Genomic DNA, 22,683 nt, shown 5'->3' with positions numbered 1-22,683 from the left:
CTCAGAGGTTTCTGAGATTCCCTTCCTACGGTCGAGGCCATGCCCCCTGTCGAAGGCTCCATCCACCTCAGCGCCCCACTGCGCTCCGCCGATCTGCACCGCGCCGCGACACCGGTGTCCGTCGTGGTCGACGCGGGCGTCCGCAGCCGCGTCGAGCGCGGCCGTGACCACCTCCGTGACGTACTGCAAGAAGAAGAGCGCCCGGTCTACGGCGCGACCACCGGCTTCGGCGCCCTGGTCGGATTCCCCGGCCGGGACGAGGAAGCGGACCAATGTGACAACACCCTGGCGCACCTCGGTGCCGGACAGGGACCGGATCTGACCCATGACATAGGACGGGCCGCGCTGCTCGTGCGCGTGTGGTCTCTCGCGCAGGGGAAATCGGGGGTCTCGGCTCACGTGGTCGACGGGCTTGCCGCGATGTTCGCGACGACGTTCGTCCCGGCGATTCCACGCTACGGCTCGGTCGGCGCGAGCGGAGACCTGATTCCGCTCGCCTACGCCACCCAGGCACTGCGTGGCCGTGGACACGCGTACGTCGACGGCCGGCGGCTGCCCGCGGCCCAGGCACTCGATCATTCCGGGCTGACCCCGTTGACGCTCGACGGCCGGGACGCCCTCGCACTCGTCAACGGCACCTCCCTCACCACCGCCGCGACCGCCCTGGCCTTGGACGGCATCCGTTCCTCCCACCGAGCGACGCAGGCGCTCACCTGCCTGCTGGTCGACGTGCTCGGCTGCGACCCGGGATTCCTCAACCCGCGCCTCCTCGACGCGTATGGCCATCCCGGCGCGGCCGACGTGGCCGACGGCATGCGCAAAACCCTTGCCGGGATGAGCCCGGCCGGCACCCGTGCGCTGCAGGAGCCCTACAGCATCCGCTGCTCCCCGCAACTGCTGGGCGCCGCCGAGGACGCCCTGCGGTACGTCGACGGCGTCGTCGAGGCCGACCTGGCCAGCGTCAGCGACAACCCGCTGTTCTTTCCCGAGGACGACCTGGTCGCGCATGGCGGCAACTTCTTCGGACAGCCGGCCGCGTTCGCCGCCGACGTGCTGGCCATGGTCACCGCCCAGCTCGGCAACCTCGCCGAGCGGCAGCTCGACCTCCTCGTCGACCCGGCCCGCAATGGCGGCCTGCCCCCGATGCTCGCCGCCGGCCCCGGCCGCCAGCACGGGATGCAGGGCGTACAGCTCGCCACGACCGCGCTCGTCGCCGAGATCCGCCGCGCCGCCGTGCCGGCCGGCATGCAGAGCCTGCCCACCAACCTGCACAACCAGGACGTGGTGCCGTTCGGCACACAGGCCGCCCTCCGCGCCTACGACATGGCCGCCCTGCTGCGCCTGCTCTGCGGTTCGCTGGCGGTGGGCCTGCGGCAGGCGGCGCACGTCGGCGCCCGCCGCCCCACCTCTCCGGGCTGCACGGCCCTCCTCGACGCCCTGGTCGAAGCGATCCCTCCGGTCGATACCGACCGGCCGCTGGACGCCGATGTCCGCACGGCCGGTGAGCTCCTCACCACGATGCTTCCCTAGAGTCCTGCCGACCGCCGCATTCTGGGCGACCGGAAAGGTTGCGGTTGAGGCGCCACTGGAGGCTGGATACGCCACGTCATGGACATCATCCTGGGCGTCACGTCGCCCGACGCAGGGAGTCAACGTACTCGTGGGCTTCCTGCGCCACGCTTCGCCACAGCGCGAGCGTCGCCACGTGGTCTTCCTGGGCCGGGAACTCGATCCATTCACGCATCGTCCGTTTTCCCATGACCACCTCTTCGGCGGTTCCCGCGCTCAGGAAATCGGCGACCCGGCCCTTCGGAAGCTTCACGATGAGCTGACCGTCGTGGCCGAGGAAGGCGAAGATCTTGCCGCCGACTCGCAGGCCGGGATTGCGGAACATCGTGGCCATGGCCACGTCGCGGTCGCCGCTGAAGTCTTCGGCGACCTGATCGAGGAGATCGCGGTTGGGTGCTTTCCGGTCAGCCATCAGCCGGTCCTCTCTCAGGGAAGAACGCGTTCGAGCGCCGCGGCGGAACCGTCGATGACCAGGCCCATGGTCTTCGCCGCCGGCACGTCCACCTGTCCGGTGAAGAGCTGGACGAACACTTCGGGCGGGGCGGCGACGGTGACGTCAGGCCGGCGATCAGGTGCGCATGGACCCACCTCGATCCGGCCGCCGTCGGCGATGATGTCGCAGCCGTCGTGCGCGTCGCCCAGGCGTACGACGGCGGCCGGTTCGCCGGGCGCGCCGTCGCGGCACAGGTAGCGCAGCGGCAACGAGAACCAATGCACTCTGAACTCGTCGCCATCCGGCGGCTCGATCATCAACGGGGCGCCCCAGCGGGTCAGCTCACGGACGACGCCGCCGAGGTCCCGGCCGCGGTCGGTGAGGCTGATCAGTGTCGCGGCGACCGGTGGCGGCTGGTCGCGCCGGGCGGTGAGACCGGCCGACTCCATCTGGCGCAGGCGCTCGGCCAGCAGGTTGCTGGCGATGCCGGGCAGCCCGCGACGGAGGTCGGAAAAGCGGCAGGGTCCTTGGGTGAGGAGCTCGCGGACGACCAGCAACGTCCAGCGGTCGCCCACCAGATCCAGGGCGCGCGCCATCGAACAGTACTGATTGTACGAACGCATGGATCCCAGCCTAGCAGGCTGGTTGAAAATCTCTACCATCTGATTTATTATCTCAATCAACTCGTACAAGTGTTCGAAAGGGGATCGACATGGTTGTGGTCGGCGACGACGCGCCTTCTGTGATCCAGGCGTACTACCGCGTACTCACCGGCGGGATCGAGGACTACGGGGACGGCGAGGGGCTCGCGGCCCTGTTGGCCGATGACCTCCATTTCGAGGGCCCCATCGCCGGCCAGGTCACCGGGTCGGCCCCCTTCAGGCAGGGCGTCAAGGGCTTCATCGCCAACGTCAGCAAGATCGAACTGCTGCAGGAGGTCAACGGTCCCGACGGAACGGCCGTGCTCTACGACGCCCACATGCCCAAGGGGGTCGTCCGGCTCACCGAGTTCTTCACACTCGCCGACGGCAAGATCCAGCGACTCCGCATCCATTACGACCCCGCTGACTACGTGGCCAAGGGCGGCGGCTGACGAGCCATCCGCCAGGGCGACTTGTATATCTACCCTGCTGTCGGTGACCTGGCCGCGCTCGGTCAGCCCGTGGGTGCGGCGCTGGGCCTCCTCGGCTTGCCGCTGGGCATGTTCGCTTTGCCGCAGCCCCTGCTGGGAGAGCTCGAACGTCCGCGGCTGCGCGACCTCAGCGACTTGCACGTTCTCTTGCGCGGCTTGGTGAGGGGAGCGGGCGTTGTCCAGGACCTCCTGCCGGTCTTTACCGCTTGCCCGGTTTCGGGGTCCTTCTCGTGCAAGTCGATCCCGTGGCTCCAGCTCCACACCGATGATCTCGACGCCGCCACCGACAAACTCGCCGGCATCGGCATCCGGCCATGTGATGAGGTCGAACCTTTAGAAGACCTCAGGTCCAGAACCCACTGGATCAAGAACCCGGCCGGTGTCATCCACATCCCGAGACCAATGATCAGCTACTGGGCGGCTGGGGCCACGTTCGGGAGCGGAGGGCTGTTTCGGTAAGAGATCCCGGAGCGACGTGGCGGGCGCGCTCGGCACTGTGCCACCCGACGCGGCGAACGCCGCCCGGGAAAGTATCGACCGTGTGGTCGCCTTGGCCGGTCACCTGCCGGTAGAACAAAGCGGCGACCCGCTGGTGCGGCCCGCGACGCGTTCACGTCCGGTGTACACGTGGTGGGCATCGTCAGCGCCATCCGCTACGCCGCCCTGGCCGTAATCGCCCTGCAGGCGTTCAAGCACGTGCGAAATTCACACGGCGGCGCCACCACCACGATGAACGACGAGAGCGGCCCCGGAACCCGATGCCGCATCGGCCACCCGGGTCTGACCGGGCCTGAGCCCATCCTCACGGCTGCGTGCCGATGACCGCGGAGCAGGAAGTCCTCGAAAGAAGTCCGGGAGGCGGCGTCGAATCGGGCCAGAGGTGTTCGTAGCAAGGGTGAGCGGTCGCCCAGCGGGGGCGCCACCCAAACCAGACCAAGGAGCAGATCGTTGCCCGAGATCATCAGCCCCGTGCAGCCGACCCATCGCAGTTGACACCTCGACACCAGCACCAATACGAACACCGACACCAGGAGTACGCGATGAGCACCTCCACCGTCGGCTCGCAGACGCCCGATGGCTGGACCACGGGAACCTGGACCCTGCCCACACCGTGGCGAGCTTTTCGGTGCGCCACCTGATGAGCCGGGTACGCGGAACATTCACCGATGTCAGCGGGCAGATCGTCACAGGCTCCGGCCCCAACGGCTCGACCGCCACCGCCGAGAGCGCGACCGCCTCGGTACCTTTCACCAGACCGGCCCACCCGGCATCCTCCCGTCACGACGGCGGCGGTTGGTGAAGCGTGGTGTTCGTGATTCGAGCCGGTGAGCCCTCGCGGCAGACGGAGACTCCTGCGGATTGCGGGGGTCGAGAACGGCTGATCGGATGTCGGACCGGCGAGTCCTTCGATGAGCGGGCCGCGCGTCTCCGCTGCCGCTGTGAACTGTATCGACGGGCCGAGCACCTGTTCTTTGGAGGAGCAGTGGCGAAGCTGTTCTGTGGGATCGACTGGGCCGAACACCATCACGACATCGCCATCGATACCGGTGCTCGGGGCACCAACGTGACACGGCGCTGGCGGAACACGGCGGTCCTTCGTTGGTCAAGCGATGAGCAGAAGGAAGATCCACATGATTCCTGCCACGGTCGGCAGGACGTGGGTAGCCAATGGCAGGACGAGACTCTTGATGGCCGGCCCCACCTCGCCCGTGTCTTGTGGTAGTCGGGCCGAGCCGCCCGCCTCGGGCGACCGCCCAAATCTCTGCCTGGCCGCCACCCTCACCTGCTACGAACGCCTACTCAAACTCACCACGTACTAAGCGGGAGTTTTGTCCTGTCCCTGTGGTGTCACCTGACCGGGTACTTGCACCACAGAGACAGGGCAAAACTTCCCGCTAAGACCACTGGGCGCCTATCAGGGCCGGAAATGCGTATTCATGGCATCTCGCCCAGGACCATTGTTCGTTGCCTACCCATGGGCCGTATGCCGTGTAGCGGGCTCCGCTGTTCTCCTCGCAGATGACCTCAGCCCTCGCTCGGTTCACGCCGAAGCACTTCGCCCCTCCCCAGCCGCCATTCTCATAAGGATCGCCATCGACGACGCAGGGATACGGTGATACCTGAGCAGAAGTGGCCGGCGACATAGCGGTCATCGCCGATGCAAAAGCCGCTATCGCGGCCGCTGAAACACTCACTCTGACAATGCGACGGTTCATCTCTTTTTCTCCGGTTCGATGCGTTCTACGTGCACTTTGTTCTAGGTTTACTCAGCCCTTCGATTGAGCCATCGAGAACAGATTTAGCCAGGAGTGCCATAATGGACAGATCCGGCCAGCTCTCCTCCAGGTATTGGTTGACCTGGGACTTTAGGTCTGGTCCGGGTGTCTTCTATCGCGCAGGGTGGAGTTCGGGGTCGGCTGAACACTTTGCCGTGTCAATGTGCAGGCGGACGACTCCCTGGCGCGTCAGCCGTTCTTCCAGGCGCTACAACCCTTGGTCTCCTCGCAGACGCGGATTTGATAAACTTTGTTGTCGCCCCACCCGGTGAATCTCTCACCGCCACGACAACCGGCCGCATTGAGTCGTTGCAGGGGGCCCTCGTGGACTCGATAGTACTCAGCCCAGACCGAATTGTCGTCGCACTCGACATCATGGACACCGACTCTGGTGCGGGTTCCCTCGTACTGTGCCTCGCTGTAGTCGTCTCCGTGTTCGACGTAGATATAGAACCGGGGAATCACCGAGGATGCAGAGGCGTTGACCGTTAACGTGGGTGCGGTGGCCGCCAACACCGCCAGGGCGGCAGCAACGGTTCCGAGCTTGAGACCACGCATCTTTCCCTCCATCGAAAGGCCGTTTCTGAGTTCACCCACGAACCTGTTTTTCGGCTCATTGACCGTGACAAGACACTTTTGGGTTCGCGCTGGATGTTGGCGCGATTGCCTCTGCCTGTGTTCGCTTGATGGTGTCCGTCACGGCGACATCGTCCTGGTCTTCCGGCACACCGGACGAGGAGGAGGGCTTCCCGGCTGCCCCACCTGTTGGCGATGCCTGCGGGAAATTTCCTAACCGGGCGGCGACTGGTTCTGGTACCAATCGTGCGACGCGTCGGTTCGAATGTCGTTATCAGCCGACGCCAACTTGTTTGCCTGACAGCGCCAGGCTTGAGCCTGTGACCGCCTACCGGTGGGCACCGCCCTGACGGCGGTAGTCCTGCGGGCTGAGGCCATAGGCTGCCCGGAAGGATCTGCTGAAGTGCGCGCCACTGGGGAACCCCCAGCGAGCAGCGATCTCCCGGATGGAACGCGGCCGTTGCGCGGGGTCGGTGAGGTCGTGGGCGCAGCGTTCCAGACGGCAGGCACGTATCCAGGCCGCGACCGCCGTCCCATCCGCCTGGAAGAGGCGATGGAGTTGGCGGATGGAGATGTGGTGAGCGGCGGCGATCGTCTCCGGGGACAGCGCGGGGTCGCTGAGCCGGTTCCGTATGAACGAGCGGATCTGGATCATCAGCGTCCGGTGCCGCGACGCGATGGACTCGGGGGTCGGGGTTTCCAACTGGTTGTGGAGCAGGATGGCCAGCAGGTCCAGGAGTGTGCGCGAGAGGCCCGGGCGGTCGGCCGGGCGGTAGTCATGAATATCCCTGCCCAGGCGGTGCACCATCGTGCCCAGCAGTGCGCCGACGCCGTCCCGGCCAGGCAGCCGGTGGCCGATGAGAGGTTCGATGACGCCGGGGGCCATCGGCAGCAGGCGCCGTGGAAAAGTCACCATGATCCATTCGCTGGCCGAGTCCGCGGATCCCCGCCAGCCCGCGAAGGGACTTGAGGTCTCGTACAGCGCCAGGTCTCCTGCCGCGAGTTCGGCGTGCCGGCCGTGATGCGTGACGCCGCCGCGGCCACGGAGATTCAGCACCAGCCGATACGCTTCCGGGTCCGAACGGCGGATCAGATCCGGCGTCCGGCGGAATCGGTACGGGGCGCGGCAAGCGACGGACGCCACCGACACGTCACCGAGGTCTGCAGCACCCCACACCGCCCAGAAGTCACCGGACCGGGCGGAGCCAACGTCGACGAGAACGGGGACCGGCAGGTCCATGGCCGCCTCTCGGTAACGGACCAAACGCTCCGAGGGCGGAAAGAGATCGGTACGGATCAGCATCGTCATGCCTCTCACTCTGCGTGTGGGGTCGCGGTGCCCGGGACGGCGTGCGAGACCGCACGATCAAGGGAGCACCAAGATCGAAGCAACCCCCATCCCAGCTCAGGGGATAGGGCCGGATTTCCTCCAGCGCGTTGTGAATCGGGACACGCGCGGTCGCATCCCGCAGATTCAGCCGAGCGCATCGTCATGGAGCATGATGATCACGTCGCCCAGGACGGTGTTGCGGTTCGGGACTATGCCTCCTGGAACACCAGGTCTTCCGGCGGTCGGGTCATCGCGATGACTTGGTCGTTGATGTCGACGAGGGTGCTCAGGCCGGTGAACTGTCCGGTGGACAGCACCAGGACACGGTCGTCGCGTTGGTCGAGGTAGTCCCGGAACCCTGCCAGCGAGGGGTCTCCGGCGCCGAGCGCGAGATAGTCGGCCAGGCGCCGGAACAGCTTGGGAACAAGTACGGCGTTGTCGGTGATGGCCGCAAGGCCGTCGATCTTGGCGCCGGTGGTGGTGACGTCGGCCGGCCACAGGCCCGAGCGTGTTGCTCGCGCGGCGTTCACGGCTTCGGTCATCGCCTCGCGCAACTCGAAGAACAGCTTGGTGTAATAGGTGGGGTAGGCGACGCCTTGGCTGAGCCGGCGGAAGTTCGCGGTCTCCCCGAGCAGCGCCACATCGACGTGCAGGGGGGCACCACTCGTGCCAGGATCCGCGCCCCGGCCCGCCAACGCTACGCAGCGGCCATGGATGTCAGCGCCGCGGGTGAGGATGAACCCGGGCGTCCGCTCAGGGGCGGAGGAGGTGATGATGCCGTCCAGCCGCAGTTGAGCGCCGCCGGTGCTGTTACGGCGGCCCCTGTGCGGACCCTCGACCAGATCCCACTGTGCCGGGTCGCCAGGGGTGAAACGCACCGAGTCGCCGTCAGGGCGAGCGCCGACCACGCCATACGTGCCTTCGATCAACAGCATCGGCATGACCGTTTCCCCGTCGATCCCTCCGAGCCGAACCGAGACTATTTGATCACTCTTTGTGCATGTTTGGTCAGGGTAAGCCTGCGGTTCGCCCGGCACCAGCCGACCCTGGTGTCCGGATCCGGTCCGGGCGGTACGCGGTGGGAGGGGGGTTATGTTCGCGGCATCGCTCATCGAGGAGTTGCGATGCCGTACCTGTTCGAAGACCTGGTCGAAGCCGCTCTCGGCAGGCGCCGCGACGATGAGAACCTCAAGGCGCTCAAGGAGCGCTGCCAAAATGCGAGCAGGGCCCTGGAAGCCAGCGACCCCGCACGGCCACCTACGACCGCGACGACAACAGGCGCGGGACCTCATCTCCACCATGGGCGAGAAGAGCCGGAAATGCCCTTCGACCCCCAAGGCGCCGCACGCCTCCAAATACATCGACGCGTGCATGCAGCTCAGCGATCACCAGGTGACCGTGCGCGCGTCGCCACGGTTGCGTGATACGTGTCGGGACAGGTCTCTCTGTGCCCGTGACAAAGCCGGTGGCAGCGGGGCTTGTGCGCGGCGACGTCTTTGGCTGAGCTTGACTGGGCCGTTGACGCGCCGAAGCCTTGCCCGAGCTGCGTCGACTGCTGCTGGAGCTCATCCCCGCCGACCGGCAGCGCGAGGAGGAACGCGGGCTGGTGAGGCGTCCATCGTCAGATGGTCAGTCGCGCGTGTGCCCGAGGTGTGCCCGAGCGTCCCAGTACCCGCGGGATCGGGCGGGGTGAGCCGGGACGCCGGCTCCCCGATACCGGTACGGAGCGGGATGAGATGGGAGAGCGGTGACCTGCTGGCACGGGTTTGCCGCGACTTGTCAACAGAAGGTTGGCTAGCTGTTCGAGCTGCCTGCCCGAAGCGGCCCCACGGGTAGCCGTGGGGCCTGGTTGGGGCCTTGGCGTCGTTGCTGACGATCTCCCGCCGTCTGGCTGCTGTTGCGTGCGCGTCGTCACGACTGCGCGCCGTGAACTGGGCGGCCGAGCGGTCTCGCCGCGTACGGCGAGACTTGACCGGACTGCCAAGCCGACCTGAGCGGCACTGGTGCCGCCGCTCCATCAGGCGTCATCGGCCTCAACCTTCGCCACAGGATCTGGCTGTTCGCGAGGCCGCTAACGAGTTTGATAACGGATGATCTTGAAGGCCTCGCGTCAGAGGTAGAGGCCGGTGCCGTGTTCGGGGCGTTCGTTGGCGATGGCGTGCAGGTCGCGTTCGCGCATGACCAGGTAGTTCTCGCCCTGGATCTCCACCTCGTACTGGTCGGCGGGGTGGAGGAGGACGCGGTCGCCGACCTTGACGGTGCGGGCGTGCGTGCCGACGCCGCAGACCTCGCCCCAGACGAGACGGTTGGACTGCTCCACGGTGGCGGGGATGACGATGCCGCCGGTGCTGCGGCGCTCGCCGGCCTCCTTGTCGACCTTGATCATGACGCGGTCGTGGAGCATCTGGACTTCGAACTTCGGCACGGACACGCTGGGAGTTTATCCGGCTCTGGAGAGCAGGGCCGCCCACGAGTCCGCGATGATCTCGGGGAGGGCGGAACGTTCCGGCCGCCAGCCCAGGTCGCGGCGGATCGCGGTGCCGTCGGCGACCAGGAGCGGCGGCTCGGGCTGGGGCGGGTCGTGGGAGGTGGGGACGGAACGGCCGGTGACCTCCTCGACCGTTCTGATGACGTCCTTGACGGAGGCGCCCGTGCCGCTGCCGACGTTGTAGACGCGGTCGGTGCCGGGCCGGGCGGCTTCGAGGGCGAGGACGTAGGCGGCGGCCAGGTCGTCCACGTGCAGGTATTCGCGGACGGCCGCGCCGTCGCCGTTGATCGTCAGGTGCGGGGCGTGCCCGGCCGCGACCGAGAGGGCCTTGGGGATGAGGCGGGTCTCGTCGGGGTCGCGGCGGCCGTCGACGGAGCCGGCGACGTTGAACGTGCGGAGGATGATCGCGCCGATGCCCCCGGTGCGGGCGTGGAAGCGGATCAGTTGTTCGGCGGCGAGCTTGGACGCGCCGTACGGGCTGGTGGGGGAGGGCGTTTCGGTTTCGGGGATGGGCTGGCGGTCGGGGGTGCCGTAGACGGCGGCGGTCGAGCCGTACACCACGGCGGGGGCGGGCGCCGGGGAACCGTCGGGCTGGACCTTCGTGAGCGCTTGGAGGAGGTTGATCGTGCCCTGGACGTTGGCGGTGAAGAAGCCCAGGGGGTCGGTGAACGACGCGCGGACGCGGGTGAGGGCGGCGAGATGGCAGACGCCGTCGTACGTCTCGTGCAGCGTCGAGTCGAGGCCGATCGGGTCGAGGAGGTCGGCGATGACGGGCCGGACGCCCGGCGGGAGCGGCCGGTCGGAGCGCCGGACGAGGCCGGTCACCTCGTGTCCCGCGGCGGTCAGCCGCCGTCCGACCGCATATCCGACATAACCGGCGGCACCCGTGACCAAGACGCGCATGGCGTTCCCCTCCCCGTCGCCCCCAGCATCGCCTGCCTAGGGGAGGTCGGCAACGCGCGCGAAGACACCGGGATACCCGGCCTTGCCGCAGCCGTACCCCCAGGAGACGACCCCGACGAGGCGGCCGCGGACGAGGAGGGGGCCGCCGCTGTCGAACTGGCAGGTGTCGGCCTTCTCGGATCCGGCGCACATCATGTCGGCCGCGTCGTACGAACCGCCGTACGCGCGGCGGCAGGCCGCGTCCCCGGGCAGCGGGATCTTCACGGCGCGGAGCTTGGTGTTGAACAGATCGTTCTCCGACCGCATGCCCCAGCCGAGCGCCAGCCCGGCGCGGTCGGCGCCCGGCTTGCCGAGGGCCACCGTGGGGCGGTTCACCGGGCGGGCGAGGGTGAGGACCGCCAGATCGTGATGGAGGACGGTCTCGTCCTTGAACTTGGTCTCGCGGAACTTCGGATGGATCCGGACGGCGCGCACCTTCACCGTCTCCCCGTCGCGGCCGACGAGGTCCGAGCGGCCGAAGGTGGCCGTCAGCACGCCGGGCGTGGAGCGGAACATCGACACGCAGTGCGCCGCCGTGAGGAGGCGGTCCGGCTTGATCAGCGCGCCGCCGCAGAACTGCCCGGACGGGCGGACGAAGAAGAGCGGGGTGCCGACGGCCGCCAGCCACGGGTACCCCGACGCCTTCACCGGGGTGCCCCCGACGATCGCCGACGCGGGGGAGGCCAGTGCGGTCACGGCCGCCGCCGCGGTGAGGCAGGCCGTGGAGAGGCAGGCGGTCACGCGGCGGAGGGCGAAGGAAGACATAAGGGGAATGTAGGGGAAGCGGCGGCGAGCGTCAGGTGATCGGGCTCATGTCCGGCTGATCGCCGCCGCGCACGGGCCGCCGGGCCTCCTCGGCGGCGGCCGCGGGATCGGTGCCCTCGGGCCGCTCGTACCGCGGGAAGGCGACCAGCGCGACGAGCGCCAGCGTGAACCCGCCCGCGCGCAGCACGAACGGCAGCCTCTCCTCCGGCCAGTCCTCCCCGAACAGCACCGTGCTGCTCATGACCAGGTACGTGCGGCCGATGACGGTGAGCACGGTCGCGACGATCGCCAGGCGGCACCGCTGCAGCGCCACCTGGAGCCCGCCCAGGGCGATCGCGGCCATGCCGACGGTCAGCAGGGGGTACGGCGATTCGAGGACCGCCCGGACGCTGCCGGTGTCGTCGTACACGATCGAGATGCCGCGGATGCCCGCCTCGGCCAGCCCGGCGCACGCGCCCGCGCCGATGCCGTACGCGACGCCGGCGAGCTTGCGGGCGTGCCGGCCGCTCCCGCGGCGGTCGCCGATCAGCCACACGAGCGCCGAGACGATGACGGCGGGCGCCATCACCGCCAGCATCTGCCACGGCGAGGCGAGCGTCTCCACCAGGGTGTCGCCGGCGGTGAGCTCGCGTTCGGACCCGGCCGACAGCCCGATGAGGACGGTCGCCAGCACGAACAGCCCGACACTGATCCACTCGCGCGGGCTCAGCCGTTCGCCCAGGAACCAGACCGCGTAGACCACCAGCATCACCAGGCTGACGGCGAAGATCGGCTGCGCGACGGCCAGCGGGATCGCGGCGAACGCCACCACCTCGACCGCCAGCCCGAGGAACAGGATGAGGCCGCCGGCGAACCAGACCGGGCTGGCGAGCATGTGCCGGGCGACGTGGAACGGGCGGCTCCCGCGCAGCGGCGGCATCCGCCGCGCGGCGCTCCGGAAGAAGAGAAAGGCGACGTAGTAGGCGGTGGTCGCGAGGAGAGCGAGGGCGGCGTAACCCAGATCGTGACGACCCATCGGGGAGGGACCTCTCAGCGGACGACGATCAGCAGCCTGCCAAGCCGAACGTCGTGTGACAAGGCCGTAACACCCCATTCACGAGCCCGGAATGGGCGCGGGCCCGAGGTCTCGTCGTGCTCGCGGCGCGTCCGCTCAGTCGTCCTTCGGCCCGTCCGCCTTCGGCCCGTCCACCCTCAGCCCGTCCGTCTTCTGCCCGTCCGTCTTCCGTGCTTCCGCTCCGTGCTTCCGCGCGTCCGCTCAGTCGTACTTGCGGCCCGTCCGCGATGACAGCTTGCCGGCGAGCTCGCGCGGGACGAGCCGGCTGAGCCCGACGATCGCCTTGTACTGGGCGCCCGGCACGCTGACCTGGACGCCGCGGCGCAGGTCGCGCAGGGCGGCGCCGACGAGTTTGTCCTGGTCGAGCCACATGAAGTCGGGGATCCCGCTGACGTCCATCTGCGCGCGCTCATGGAACTCGGTGTGCACGAAACCGGGGCAGAGCGCCATCACGCGCACCTTGCCGCCCGCCTGGCCCGCGATGTCGGCCGCCACGCCCTGGCTGAAGCTGACCACCCAGGCCTTGGAGGCGCCGTACGTGCCGCGCGTGGCGAAGGCCGCTACCGACGACACGTTGACGACCCCGCCCCGGCCCCGTTCGAGCATGCCCGGCAGCGCCGCGTGGGTGAGCCGCAGCACCGCTTCGCAGTGCACCCTCAGCATCGTCAGCTCGTCGGAGAGCGGCACGTTGAGGAACGTCCCCTTGTTGCCGAACCCCGCGTTGTTCACCAGCAGGTCCACGCCGTTCCGGACGCGCTCCTCGGCGGTTTCGAGCCCGTCGTCCGTGGCGAGGTCGGCGACGACCACCTCCGTCCGGACCGCGTACGTGTCGTGGAGGTCGCGCGCGGCCTCGGCGAGCCGGTCGCCGTCGCGGGCGAGCAGCACCAGGTCGAATCCGTCGGCGGCGAGGCGGCGGGCGAAGGCGGCACCGATCCCCGCGGTCGCGCCGGTGATGAGAGCAGTCGGCATGGTCTGAGCTTAGGCCGTGACCTGCGGCGTGGCTCGCCGGGCGCGGAAGTCGCGGGGGTCGGGGCGGCGGGTGGCGCGGCGGTAGGCGAACGTGAAGCCCGGCCAGTTGTTGACGACCTTGCCCTCCTCGTTCATGTACCAGCTGACGCAGCCCGCCTCCCAGACGGTCGACCGCAGCCGCTCACGCATCTCCCGCCCGAACGCGTCGAGGACGTCGGGACGCAGGTCGATCCAGTCCAGGTCCGCGTCGCGCAGCGCGCGCAGGCAGCCCATCACGTAGCTGAACTGCGATTCGAGCATGTAGATGATGCTGTTGTGGCCCAGATTGGTGTACGGGCCGTAGAGCAGGAAGAGGTTGGGGAAACCGCTCACCGTGATGCCGAGGTGCGCCTCCGCGCCGTGACGCCACGCGTCGTTCAGCTCCTTCCCGGCCATGCCCCTGATCTTCATCGGGGCCAGGAACTCGGTGGAGTGGAACCCCGTGGCGTAGACGATGACGTCGGTCTCGTGCTCCGTGCCGTCCTCGGTCATCACTCCCGCGGGCGTGACGCGCGCGATCGGGTCGGTGACGAGGTCGACGTTCGGCCTGGTCAGCGCCGGATAGTAGTCGCTGGAGACGAGGATGCGCTTGCAGCCCATCGGGTAGCCGGGCACGAGCGCCTCGCGCAGCGCCCGGTCGGGGATCTGCTCGTTCAGGCCCTTGCGGAAGCCCTTCTCCAGGAGCTCCATGAGCCGCGGATACTTGACGAAGCCGAGCGCGCGCGACTCGTACGTGGCGTAGATCCTGGCACGGCTCAGTTCGTACGCTCCGGGCACACCGGCGAACAGGGCCTTCTCCCAGCGGCGGTACGGGCGGTCCGGCTTGTCGATGACGTACGGCGCGGACCGCTGGAAGAGCGTCAGCCGCCCGGCCTCCCGGGCGATCTCCGGAACGATCTGGATCGCGCTCGCGCCCGTGCCGATGACGGCCACCCGCTTGCCGCCGAGATCCACGCCGTGGTCCCAGCGCGCCGAGTGGAAGCTCGGCCCGGCGAACGACTCGCGCCCCTCGACGGCCGGCAGGGCCGGCCGGTTGAGCTGCCCGCACGCGGAGATGAGGACCCGTGCCGTCAGCTCGTCGCCACCGCTCGTGGAGACCCGCCACACCGCGTTCGAGTCACCCTCGCCCGCATCGAAGCGCGCTTCGGTCACCTCCGTGCCGAAGCGGATGTGCGGCAGTACGCCGTACTTGCGGGCGCAGTGCCAGAGGTAGTCGAGGATCTCGCGCTGCGGCGGGAAACGCCGCGTCCAGTCGGTCTTGCGCTCGAACGAGAACGAGTAGAGATGCGAGGGGACGTCGCAGGCCGCGCCAGGGTAGGTGTTGTCCCGCCAGGTGCCGCCGAGCTCGTCCGCCTTCTCCAGGACGACGAAGTCGTGGACGCCCGCCCGCTTGAGCCGGATCGCCATCCCGATCCCGCCGAACCCGCTGCCGATGATCAAGACGTGGTGCCTCATGGCCATCCCGAACCTCGTTCTCTGGTCGCCTTCGAGGGTAGTGACCGGCGGGTCATGTGACCATGCCCCTTTTATCCGTTACGTATGGGGGAACGATCGGCCTATGCCGATCGACCAGCACCTCCTCGCGGTGTTCGCCGTGACCACGATCATCGCCATGATCACTCCCGGCCCCGACATGCTGTTCGTGCTGGGCTGCGGCATGCGCGGCGGCCCGCGCGCCGGGCTCCTCGCCACCGCCGGGGTCGCGACGAGCGAGGCCGTGCACATCGCGGTCGCCGCCGCCGGGCTGGCCGCCCTCTTCGCCGCCGTCCCGATCGCCTTCACCGTGGTACGCGTCGCCGGCGCCGCCTACCTCATCTACCTCGGCGTGCAGATGCTCCGCAGCCGCAAGGGAGTGCCCGGCGACGAGCCCGCCGCCGGCGCGGGCATGTCCCACCGCAAGGCGTACATCAGCGGCCTGACGACCAACCTCCTCAACCCCAAGATGGTCACCTTCACGATCGCCTTCCTGCCGCAGTTCATCAACCCGGCGCTGGGCAGCGTCTGGATGCAGTTCGCGATCCTCGGCGCCATCCTGATCGCGCTGGAGTTCGTCGTGGACGGCGCGGTCGGCGTCCTCGCGGGCCGCATCGGCGCCTGGCTGCGCCGCAGGCAGGCGGCCCGCCGCCGCATCGACGTCACGACCGGCGGCATCTTCATCGGCCTCGGCGTCAAACTGGCCGTCGACCGCTAGCGCCGCGACCCGGCGTCTCCCAGCGACTCGGCGTCGCCCACCGACTCGGCGTCTCCCACCGACCTAGCGTCACCACCGGCTCGGCGTCACCACCGGCTCGGCGTCACCACCGGCCTGACGCCGAGCGTCACGCCCGCGGGAGCGGCTCGTCCGACCGGGTCAGACGAGGCCCAGTTCGTGGGCGCGGCGGCCCGCCTGGAAGCGGGAATCGGCGTCCAGGAGGGTGAGGATCTCGGCGACGCGGCGGCGGTAGGTGCGCAGGGAGAGGCCGAGCCGCCGGGAGGCGGCCTCGTCCTTGAGGCCGTCGCCGAGGAGCCGGAGGATCTCGCGGCTCTCGGCGTTCAGCACCGGCGGGCGCGTCCGCCGGAACTCCGCGAGATCGGTCGCGGACTCCCAGGTCGCCCAGAAGAGCGACGCGACGCCCTGGATCACGCCGGGGGAGCGGACCACGGTGTACTCGCGGACGCCCCGCACCGCAGGGCCCGCCAGCACGGCGATCCGGTCGTCGACGACGATCGTCTCGTGCGGCAGCGGGGTGGCGCAGATCCGGACGCGGGCGCCGCGGCGCGCGATCTCGATGAGATGCCGTTCGGACTCCTCGTCGGCGAGGGCCCCGGGGTTGTAGAGCTTGAAGACGGGCAGGCCGGGCGCCGACCGGTGGCGTTCGGCGACGATCTGCTCGCGCACGCCGGGCATCGCCCAGGTGCGCAGGTCGGCCGCGGCGCACACGAACCGTTCCCGCGCGCCCGCGAAGAGGTGGCCCGCGCGCCGGGCGAGCTCGTCCTCACCGCGCAAGGTGACGTTGGTGTCCAGGTCCAGGCTCATCAGGGCCAGTCTGCGGGGCGCGGCGGGACGGGTCAACGTGGCAGTTTGCTGCCACGTTCTCGTGCGGCGGGCCGGGGACCCGGAGGCTGGGGCCATGAACACGAACGAACTGTGGACGCTGGGCGGCGACCTGAAGATCTCGCGGATGGGCTTCGGGGCGATGCGCCTGCCCGCCAGCGAACGCGGCGGACCCCAGAACGACCCCGCCACCGGGCGGGCGGTGCTGCGCCGCGCCGTCGAACTGGGCGTGAACCACATCGACACCGCCGCCTTCTACTTCTCCGGGGACCTGACGGCGAACAGGCTGATTCGCGAGGCACTTCAGCCGTACCAGGACGGGCTGGTGATCGCCACCAAGGTCGGGCCGCGCCGCAAGCCCGGGGACCCCATGCCCACGGGGCAGATGGAGCCCGGCGAACTGCGTGCCGAGGTCGAGCGCAACCTGCGGGATCTCGGCCTTGACCGGCTCGACCTCGTCTACCTGCGCGTCGGCGGGCTCGGACTGTCGCCGGACGAGTCGATCGGCGAGCGCTTCGAGGTGCTGGCAAGGCTCCGGGACGAGGGCGTGATCAGGCATCTCGGGGTGAGCAACGTGACGGCCGGGCAGTTCCAGGAGGCGCGGGCCATCGCCCCGATCGCGGCCGTGCAGAACCGCTTCGACATGACGATGCCCCAGGACACCGAACTGCTGCGGATCTGCGAGCGCGAGAACGTCGCGTACGTGCCGTACTTCCCTCTCGGCGGCTTCGGGATTCCGGAGGACGAACGGATCGCGCGCATCGCCGAGCGACACGACGCCACCGCCGCTCAGGTGCTCCTGGCCGGTCTCCTGGCCCTGTCACCCGTGATGATGGCGATCCCAGGCACGTCCTCCCTGGCCCACCTAGAAGAGAACGTGGCAGCGGCGAACCTTGAGCTCACCGCCGAAGACCTTGCCGAGCTCAAGGGCTAGTCGCGGTCGTAGTGGCAGACCGCTTCGAGCATGAAGCCGAACGGGTCGAGCCAGAACGTGGCGAAGTAGGGCGGCGGGTACTGCGGGAACTCCTGCGGTTCGTGCAGGACCACGCCGCCCAGGTCGAGGACCAGCCGATGGATCCCGTGCACCGCCGACCGCGTCTTGACCATGAAGGCCAGGTGCTGCAGTCCGGTCCGTTCACGCGCGTAGCCGTCGCGCTCGGCCGGATAGAAGAACAGGTACGTGCCCGGCTTGCCGGCCGCCGGACGGTAGGCGAACTCGTCGTCGGACGCCAGGAACTCCTCGAAGCCGAGAAGCGGCATGACGGCGTCGTAGTACTTCTTCGCGCCCGCGAGATCGGGAACGTTGAGACCTATGTGTCCGAGCACCCGTTCACTCTGCCACAGCCACACCCGTCACAGGCGAGGCGGCCGCACCGGCTACACCCGCCACGGGCGAGGTGGTGGCGTACGGATCGTCGAGGCCGCCGTCGATCCGGTCGACACTGACGTAGTCCTCGTCAAGCGGTACCTCGATCGCGAGGGCGGCGGCGCCGGGCGCGGGCCGCGGTCGCCGTGGCATCGGAGCCCCCGACGTGCCGCCCTTGCCGCGATAGACGAGGAGCCCGTTCACCGGATCGGGGACCGAATCGAGCGCCGCCCGCGTACCCGGCAGGTCGCGCCACCGCTCCCATGCCTCCTCGCCGGCGAACGTCACCTCGAAGACCACGCCCCAGGAGTGCGCGTACCACATCCAGGAGACGGCGCCGTTGGTCAAGGCCGACTCGACGAGCGCCTGCCGGTAGGAGTCGCGCCAGGCCGTGGCCGGGAACTCGCCGTTGAAGACCTCGATGGACCACGATTCCGGACCCATGCCGTCCTCCCCTTCGCCATCGACGATAGGTCGGGCCCGCCGCGTCCGCCAGACCCCTTAACCTGGCCGTACGCAGTGGTCACGTACTGTGTGCGGATCGATCGGCCAGCCAGGGGAGACGATGTCGGCGACGCGGTTGCTCGTGCTCGGTGCCGTGCGCGGCTTCGGCCGGGCGCACGGGTACGAGATCCGCCGTGCGCTGCTGTCCTGGGGGTCGGACGAGTGGGCCAACGTCAACCCGGGGTCGATCTACCACGCGCTCAAGCAGCTCACCAAGGAGGAGCTGCTGCGCGCGTACGAGGTGCCGGAGAACGACGCCGGCCCGCCGCGCACCGACTACGAGATCACCGACCGCGGCGGGGCGGAGTTCCTGCGGCTCCTGCGCGAGGCCGTCGTCAGCGTCGACCAGCGGCGGCCGGAGCTGCTGTCGGCCGCGCTCGGCTTCCTCACCGAGCTGCCGCGCGCCGAGGCGATCGAGCTGCTCGAACGGCGGCTGGCGGCGCTGGCGGCGTGGCGCGGCGAGGTCGCGCCGCACATCACCGAGGACCCCGACCATCTGAACGAGCTGCTCGGCTGGTGGGTGCACTCCGCCGACGCGGCCACCGAATGGACGCGCGGGCTGATCGGACGCCTCAAGGACGGCGCGTACGTGATGGCCGGCGAGCCCCCGAAGGCGTAAAAGGCCGGGCCAGGTACGCAAGGGTTCAGGCCAGGTACGCGAGGGTTCAGGCCAGGCAGGCCAGGGCGCGGCAGAGCTCCTTGTCGAGCGGATAGTCCGCCGGCAGCCGGCGGGTCGTCGCGTCGACGAAGTCCACCGCCGACAGGTCCGCTGACGTGTCGTCCAGGGTGACGCGGTAGCCGCCCGGGATCTGCTCGACCCGCACGAGCGACCCCTGCTCGTCGAGCACGAAGATCCCGACGCGGGCCCGCCAGGCCGTCCGGGCGGGCTCCTCCTCCGGGGTGACCGGCACGCCCACGTCGTCCGCGTGGGTCGCGTACTCCGAGGCGTAGTGGAACGTCTGCGCCCCGACCGGATACGGCCCGGACATCGTGGTCAGCGTCGCGTCCACGCCGAGCTCGCGCATGCGCCGCCGGGTCTCGGCGTTCCCGGTCCGCCACTCGTCGAGCACCTGGCCGACCGGCAGGCCGCGGCGCTCGTCGACGGTCCAGTCGTTGAAGGCGCCGAGATCCTTGACGCCCCGCTCGTCCAGGAGCGCGAACAGCCGGTCCAGGTCGTCGTTCAGGCAGGCGTGGTTGTAGAGCTCCTCCCCGGCGAGATGGGCGAGGACGTCCCGTACGGTCCAGCCCTCGCAGCGGGACGGCCGGTTCCAGCCGTCCTCGCCGAGCCCGGTGAAGTGCGCGTCGAGCCGGGCGTACTCGGTGTCGAGGACGTCGAACGGGTTGAGGTCACGAAGGTTCTCGGTGGTCATGGCCGTTCCGTACCCCCGAAGCGGCGCCCCTATGACGATGCCTCTGAACCGGAGCCGCCGGGCGGACGTGTTCTCTGATAGGCCTTGGCCGCGGGCCCCGGATCCCCTCCACCCTTGGGGCACAGATGAAGATCACGATCATTGCGGGAATGCTGGCCGCCGGGACCGTCCTCGCCGGGTGCGGGGGAGACCCCGACAAGGAGGACATGGACACGCCGGGACGCACCCTCCCCGTGCCGGCGACGGCCGCGGCGACCGTGGTCTCGGTGGGCTCCACGGCCAAGGGGGCCGCGCTCGTCGACGCGCAGGGCCGGTCGCTCTACCTCTTCGAGAAGGACGGCCGGAACACGTCCGCCTGCGAGGGCGACTGCCTCAAGATGTGGCCCGCGCTCACCACCGAGGACCGGCCCAAGGCCGGCAAGGGCATCAAGCCCGCGCTGCTCGGCTCGTTCTCGCGCGGCGACGGGACGAAGCAGGTGACGTACGCGGGGCATCCGCTCTACCGCTTCGTCAAGGACGTCTCGCCAGGCGACGCCGTAGGCCACGACCTGGAGGACTTCGGCGCCGAGTGGTATCTGGTCGACGCGGCAGGCAGCAAGGTCCCCGGCTGAGGCCAGTACGCCGCTCAGGTGTCGACGAAGGACTGCGGGACGATCACGCGCAGGGCGTTGCCCAGGAGCTTGACGGTCACCGGGGTCTGCCCGCGGATCTCGCCGTCCACGTCGACCGGCAGCGGCGGGTCGGTCGCGATGTGCACCTCGTCGGTGGTCAGGAACGCGTCCTCGTCGAGCGACCGCCACTGGCCGGTGAGCACGTGCCGCGCGGTGGCCGAGGCCAGCCGGAGCCGCCGCTCGTCGCCCAGCCGGTAGACCGCCAGCAGCCGGTCGTCCGGGCTGGCGTCGCGGGCGATGCGCTGGCCGCTGTGGTGGGCGCCGTTCGCCACGTTCAGCTGGTGGGTCAGCACTTCCTGCGTCTCGCCGCCGATGCGGACCGTGGCAGTGAACGCCTCGTGCCGTGGCAGGAGCCGCACCGCCGTGAGCCCGTACGCGGCGCGGCCGACCACCCGCTTGAGCCCGTGCGGGACGTTCCGCGCGACCTCCACCGACAGCCCGAGGCTGACCATGTTGGCGAAGATGTGCCGCCCGTCCGGCTCGCCGCCGTTCGTGGCGCCGCCCGGACCGGACCCCGGATCGGACGGCGGATCGCCGCCCGCATCGGACGGCGGATCGCTGCCCGGATCGGTGCCGGTGAACCAGCCCACGTCGACGTCGGCGACCTTGCCGTCGCGCAGGACGCTCACCGCGCCCCGCAGGTCCTGCGGCAGCTCCAGGCTGCGGGAGAAGTTGTTGGTGGTGCCCAAGGGCAGCACGCCGAGGGCGATGTCGCGGTGGGTGAGATGGCTGACCGCCGCGGCGACCGTGCCGTCACCGCCGCCCACCACGACCAGATCGGGCTCGAGGGCGAGCACCTCGGTGAAGATCTCGGTCAGCCGGTCGGGATCGGTCACGGGGAAGATCCGCTCGAACGTCAGCCCGGCCTCGGTCAGCAACCGGCGCGCGGAGCCGAACAACCGGCGGCCGCGCCGCGATTTGGCGTTGACGACCAGAACGGCCCGCCCCTCCGCGCGGATCGCGTCCTCGAGCTCCTGCTTGCTGCGCATATCGACGGTTCCGCTCCCTCCACCCCGGGTCACCCTACCCGGCACCGGCCGGCCGGCCCGCCGGGCATGCATTTTATAAACCGTTTACTCGGCGTTGAAACGTGCTTGGGGCGGGGATATTTCCAGGAAAGCGCACAAGGAATGGCCGGGGCGAAAGTATGTGGCGGTATGGCTGGCTCGGAGCGGGTTTTATTGCGGGGCTTTCGGCGTCCATTGCTCCCGGCGGTCCGGCGCAGGCCTCATCTCCCGCCGCGGACGACGGCGCGGCCGTCATAGGTGAGCGTTCGCGGAGTTCCCGCATTCTCGACCTGACCGTTCGTTCGCCGGTGCTCTCCGTGCCGGCCCACGTCCGGCTGCTGCTGCCGCCCGGCTGGTCGCGGGACGCGGCGCGGACGTGGCCCGTGCTCTGGCTGCTGCCCGGCGCGGGCGGCGGACCGGCACTCCACAACGTGTGGACCGACAATACCGATGTCGATGAGATGACCGCCGGTTCGGACATCATCGTCGTCATGCCGGACGGCGGCCGGTGCGGCAATTACACCGACTGGTGGAATCGCGGCAAAGGCGGGCCGCCGAAGTGGGAGACCTTCCATCTGACCGAGCTGAGGCAGATCCTGGAACGCGGATACCGCGCCGGAACGGCCCGCGCCATCGCCGGCAACGGGATGGGCGGCATGGGCGCACTGGCCTACGCGGCCCGGCACCGCGGCCTGTTCCGCGCGGCCGCCTCGTTCAGCGGCTTCGTCAACACCCTGCACCGCGACCCGGGCAGGCTCGACGTGGCCGACCTGGTGGAGCTCGGCGTCGAGATCGGCTGTCCCGCCGCCGACTGGGCCGATGTCTGGGGCGATCCGGACGTCCAGCGCGTCGTGTGGCGGCAGCACAACCCGTACGACCTGGCCGACCGCCTGTCCGGGGTCCGGCTCTACATCAGCTCCGGCGACGGCAGGCCCGGCCCGTACGATCCGCAGCCGGGAACCGACCCCGACGTGCTCGAATCCCTGACGCACACGCTCGCGGTGGAGTTCACCGGCAAGCTCAGGAAGCTGGGCGTCCCCGTGTCGACCCACCTCTACCGTGGCACCCACCGCTGGGCGTACTGGCAACGCGAGCTCCACGCCGCCCTCCCGATCCTCCTAGCCGAGATCACCTGAACGCTGACCAGCCTCAGGGCAT

At 69.4% G+C, this 22,683-nt stretch carries 27 protein-coding genes; 11 read left to right on the top strand and 16 right to left on the bottom strand.

Annotation, left to right across the window (positions count from 1 at the left end; translation table 11 throughout):
* The first annotated feature begins 39 nt into the window (after positions 1–39).
* Positions 40–1,530, top strand: a complete 1,491-nt coding sequence (locus ACGFNU_RS39945; protein WP_392601814.1) for an aromatic amino acid ammonia-lyase — start codon at positions 40–42, stop codon at positions 1,528–1,530.
* Positions 1,531–1,627: 97 nt separating this feature from the next.
* On the opposite strand, the gene ACGFNU_RS39940 is transcribed toward ACGFNU_RS39945, so the two are convergent.
* Positions 1,628–1,981, bottom strand: coding sequence for a hypothetical protein (locus ACGFNU_RS39940; protein ID WP_392601813.1), 354 nt, complete (start codon positions 1,979–1,981; stop codon positions 1,628–1,630).
* A gap of 14 nt (positions 1,982–1,995) precedes the next feature.
* Positions 1,996–2,625 carry a winged helix-turn-helix transcriptional regulator gene (locus tag ACGFNU_RS39935; protein WP_392601812.1) on the bottom strand — a complete coding sequence of 210 codons (630 nt, stop codon included), beginning with the start codon at positions 2,623–2,625 and terminating at the stop codon, positions 1,996–1,998.
* An 89-nt stretch (positions 2,626–2,714) separates the two neighbouring features.
* Here ACGFNU_RS39935 and ACGFNU_RS39930 point away from each other — a divergent pair, with 89 nt between their 5' ends.
* From ACGFNU_RS39930 to ACGFNU_RS39910, 5 genes are all read left to right on the top strand, one after another.
* Positions 2,715–3,095 (top strand): nuclear transport factor 2 family protein, encoded by a 381-nt coding sequence (locus tag ACGFNU_RS39930; protein WP_392601811.1) that lies wholly within the window; start codon positions 2,715–2,717, stop codon positions 3,093–3,095.
* A 21-nt stretch (positions 3,096–3,116) separates the two neighbouring features.
* Positions 3,117–3,593, top strand: coding sequence for a hypothetical protein (locus ACGFNU_RS39925; RefSeq protein WP_392601810.1), 477 nt, complete (start codon positions 3,117–3,119; stop codon positions 3,591–3,593).
* Positions 3,594–3,761: 168 nt separating this feature from the next.
* A complete protein-coding gene (locus ACGFNU_RS39920; RefSeq protein ID WP_392601809.1) occupies positions 3,762–3,956 on the top strand; it encodes a hypothetical protein in 195 nt (64 codons plus the stop codon).
* 58 nt (positions 3,957–4,014) lie between these two features.
* Positions 4,015–4,434 (top strand): YceI family protein, encoded by a 420-nt coding sequence (locus tag ACGFNU_RS39915; protein WP_392601808.1) that lies wholly within the window; start codon positions 4,015–4,017, stop codon positions 4,432–4,434.
* 183 nt (positions 4,435–4,617) lie between these two features.
* Positions 4,618–4,857, top strand: a complete 240-nt coding sequence (locus ACGFNU_RS39910) for a hypothetical protein (RefSeq protein WP_392601807.1) — start codon at positions 4,618–4,620, stop codon at positions 4,855–4,857.
* Positions 4,858–5,599: 742 nt separating this feature from the next.
* Here the strand turns inward: ACGFNU_RS39910 and ACGFNU_RS39905 are convergent.
* The 9 genes from ACGFNU_RS39905 to ACGFNU_RS39865 all read right to left on the bottom strand — a co-directional run bounded on the left by ACGFNU_RS39905 (position 5,600) and on the right by ACGFNU_RS39865 (position 15,028).
* Complete coding sequence (locus ACGFNU_RS39905) at positions 5,600–5,968, bottom strand: hypothetical protein (protein WP_392601806.1); 369 nt, start codon at positions 5,966–5,968, stop codon at positions 5,600–5,602.
* Between the two features lie 346 nt (positions 5,969–6,314).
* Entirely contained in the window at positions 6,315–7,295 is a 981-nt protein-coding gene (locus tag ACGFNU_RS39900) for a helix-turn-helix domain-containing protein (protein WP_392601805.1), read from the bottom strand.
* Positions 7,296–7,525: 230 nt separating this feature from the next.
* Positions 7,526–8,257, bottom strand: coding sequence for a hypothetical protein (locus ACGFNU_RS39895; protein ID WP_392601804.1), 732 nt, complete (start codon positions 8,255–8,257; stop codon positions 7,526–7,528).
* Positions 8,258–9,426: 1,169 nt separating this feature from the next.
* Positions 9,427–9,747 carry a GroES family chaperonin gene (locus ACGFNU_RS39890; RefSeq protein WP_392601803.1) on the bottom strand — a complete coding sequence of 107 codons (321 nt, stop codon included), beginning with the start codon at positions 9,745–9,747 and terminating at the stop codon, positions 9,427–9,429.
* Positions 9,748–9,756: 9 nt separating this feature from the next.
* A complete protein-coding gene (locus tag ACGFNU_RS39885) occupies positions 9,757–10,707 on the bottom strand; it encodes an NAD-dependent epimerase/dehydratase family protein (protein WP_392601802.1) in 951 nt (316 codons plus the stop codon).
* Between the two features lie 36 nt (positions 10,708–10,743).
* Complete coding sequence (locus ACGFNU_RS39880) at positions 10,744–11,511, bottom strand: serine protease (RefSeq protein WP_392601801.1); 768 nt, start codon at positions 11,509–11,511, stop codon at positions 10,744–10,746.
* 31 nt (positions 11,512–11,542) lie between these two features.
* The gene (locus ACGFNU_RS39875; protein ID WP_392601800.1) at positions 11,543–12,526 is read right to left on the bottom strand and encodes a DMT family transporter; all 984 of its coding nucleotides are present in this window, start codon (positions 12,524–12,526) and stop codon (positions 11,543–11,545) included.
* A 240-nt stretch (positions 12,527–12,766) separates the two neighbouring features.
* Positions 12,767–13,534 carry an SDR family NAD(P)-dependent oxidoreductase gene (locus ACGFNU_RS39870; RefSeq protein WP_392601799.1) on the bottom strand — a complete coding sequence of 256 codons (768 nt, stop codon included), beginning with the start codon at positions 13,532–13,534 and terminating at the stop codon, positions 12,767–12,769.
* A gap of 9 nt (positions 13,535–13,543) precedes the next feature.
* The gene (locus ACGFNU_RS39865) at positions 13,544–15,028 is read right to left on the bottom strand and encodes a flavin-containing monooxygenase (RefSeq protein ID WP_392601798.1); all 1,485 of its coding nucleotides are present in this window, start codon (positions 15,026–15,028) and stop codon (positions 13,544–13,546) included.
* 103 nt (positions 15,029–15,131) lie between these two features.
* Between ACGFNU_RS39865 and ACGFNU_RS39860 the strand changes: the two genes are divergently transcribed.
* Positions 15,132–15,764, top strand: coding sequence for a LysE family translocator (locus ACGFNU_RS39860; protein ID WP_392601797.1), 633 nt, complete (start codon positions 15,132–15,134; stop codon positions 15,762–15,764).
* A gap of 159 nt (positions 15,765–15,923) precedes the next feature.
* On the opposite strand, the gene ACGFNU_RS39855 is transcribed toward ACGFNU_RS39860, so the two are convergent.
* Positions 15,924–16,589, bottom strand: coding sequence for a DNA-binding response regulator (locus ACGFNU_RS39855; protein WP_392601796.1), 666 nt, complete (start codon positions 16,587–16,589; stop codon positions 15,924–15,926).
* A 94-nt stretch (positions 16,590–16,683) separates the two neighbouring features.
* Between ACGFNU_RS39855 and ACGFNU_RS39850 the strand changes: the two genes are divergently transcribed.
* Positions 16,684–17,541 (top strand): aldo/keto reductase, encoded by an 858-nt coding sequence (locus ACGFNU_RS39850; protein WP_392601795.1) that lies wholly within the window; start codon positions 16,684–16,686, stop codon positions 17,539–17,541.
* On the opposite strand, the gene ACGFNU_RS39845 is transcribed toward ACGFNU_RS39850, so the two are convergent.
* A complete protein-coding gene (locus ACGFNU_RS39845; RefSeq protein WP_392601794.1) occupies positions 17,538–17,933 on the bottom strand; it encodes a VOC family protein in 396 nt (131 codons plus the stop codon). The two genes, ACGFNU_RS39850 and ACGFNU_RS39845, sit on opposite strands and share 4 nt — an antisense overlap.
* 4 nt (positions 17,934–17,937) lie before the next feature.
* Positions 17,938–18,417 carry a hypothetical protein gene (locus tag ACGFNU_RS39840; protein ID WP_392601793.1) on the bottom strand — a complete coding sequence of 160 codons (480 nt, stop codon included), beginning with the start codon at positions 18,415–18,417 and terminating at the stop codon, positions 17,938–17,940.
* 121 nt (positions 18,418–18,538) lie between these two features.
* On the opposite strand from ACGFNU_RS39840, the gene ACGFNU_RS39835 reads away from it, so the two are divergent.
* The gene (locus ACGFNU_RS39835) at positions 18,539–19,096 is read left to right on the top strand and encodes a PadR family transcriptional regulator (RefSeq protein WP_392601792.1); all 558 of its coding nucleotides are present in this window, start codon (positions 18,539–18,541) and stop codon (positions 19,094–19,096) included.
* 46 nt (positions 19,097–19,142) lie between these two features.
* Here ACGFNU_RS39835 and ACGFNU_RS39830 read toward each other — a convergent pair whose 3' ends face one another.
* A complete protein-coding gene (locus ACGFNU_RS39830; RefSeq protein WP_392601791.1) occupies positions 19,143–19,847 on the bottom strand; it encodes a maleylpyruvate isomerase family mycothiol-dependent enzyme in 705 nt (234 codons plus the stop codon).
* Between the two features lie 125 nt (positions 19,848–19,972).
* On the opposite strand from ACGFNU_RS39830, the gene ACGFNU_RS39825 reads away from it, so the two are divergent.
* Positions 19,973–20,458, top strand: coding sequence for a hypothetical protein (locus ACGFNU_RS39825; RefSeq protein WP_392601790.1), 486 nt, complete (start codon positions 19,973–19,975; stop codon positions 20,456–20,458).
* Positions 20,459–20,472: 14 nt separating this feature from the next.
* On the opposite strand, the gene ACGFNU_RS39820 is transcribed toward ACGFNU_RS39825, so the two are convergent.
* On the bottom strand, positions 20,473–21,507 hold the full coding sequence (locus ACGFNU_RS39820; protein WP_392601789.1) for a diacylglycerol/lipid kinase family protein: 1,035 nt from the start codon (positions 21,505–21,507) through the stop codon (positions 20,473–20,475).
* A 326-nt stretch (positions 21,508–21,833) separates the two neighbouring features.
* On the opposite strand from ACGFNU_RS39820, the gene ACGFNU_RS39815 reads away from it, so the two are divergent.
* Positions 21,834–22,661: an alpha/beta hydrolase gene (locus tag ACGFNU_RS39815; protein WP_392601788.1), complete on the top strand. Its 828-nt coding sequence runs from the start codon at positions 21,834–21,836 to the stop codon at positions 22,659–22,661.
* The last annotated feature ends 22 nt before the right edge of the window (positions 22,662–22,683 follow it).

It is taken from the genome of Spirillospora sp. NPDC048911, from assembly GCF_043198015.1.
In the GTDB taxonomy this organism is placed as follows: Bacteria; Actinomycetota; Actinomycetes; order Streptosporangiales; family Streptosporangiaceae; genus Spirillospora.
Note: the sequence above shows the minus strand (reverse complement) of the source record. Positions and strands in the feature narration are given on the sequence as shown.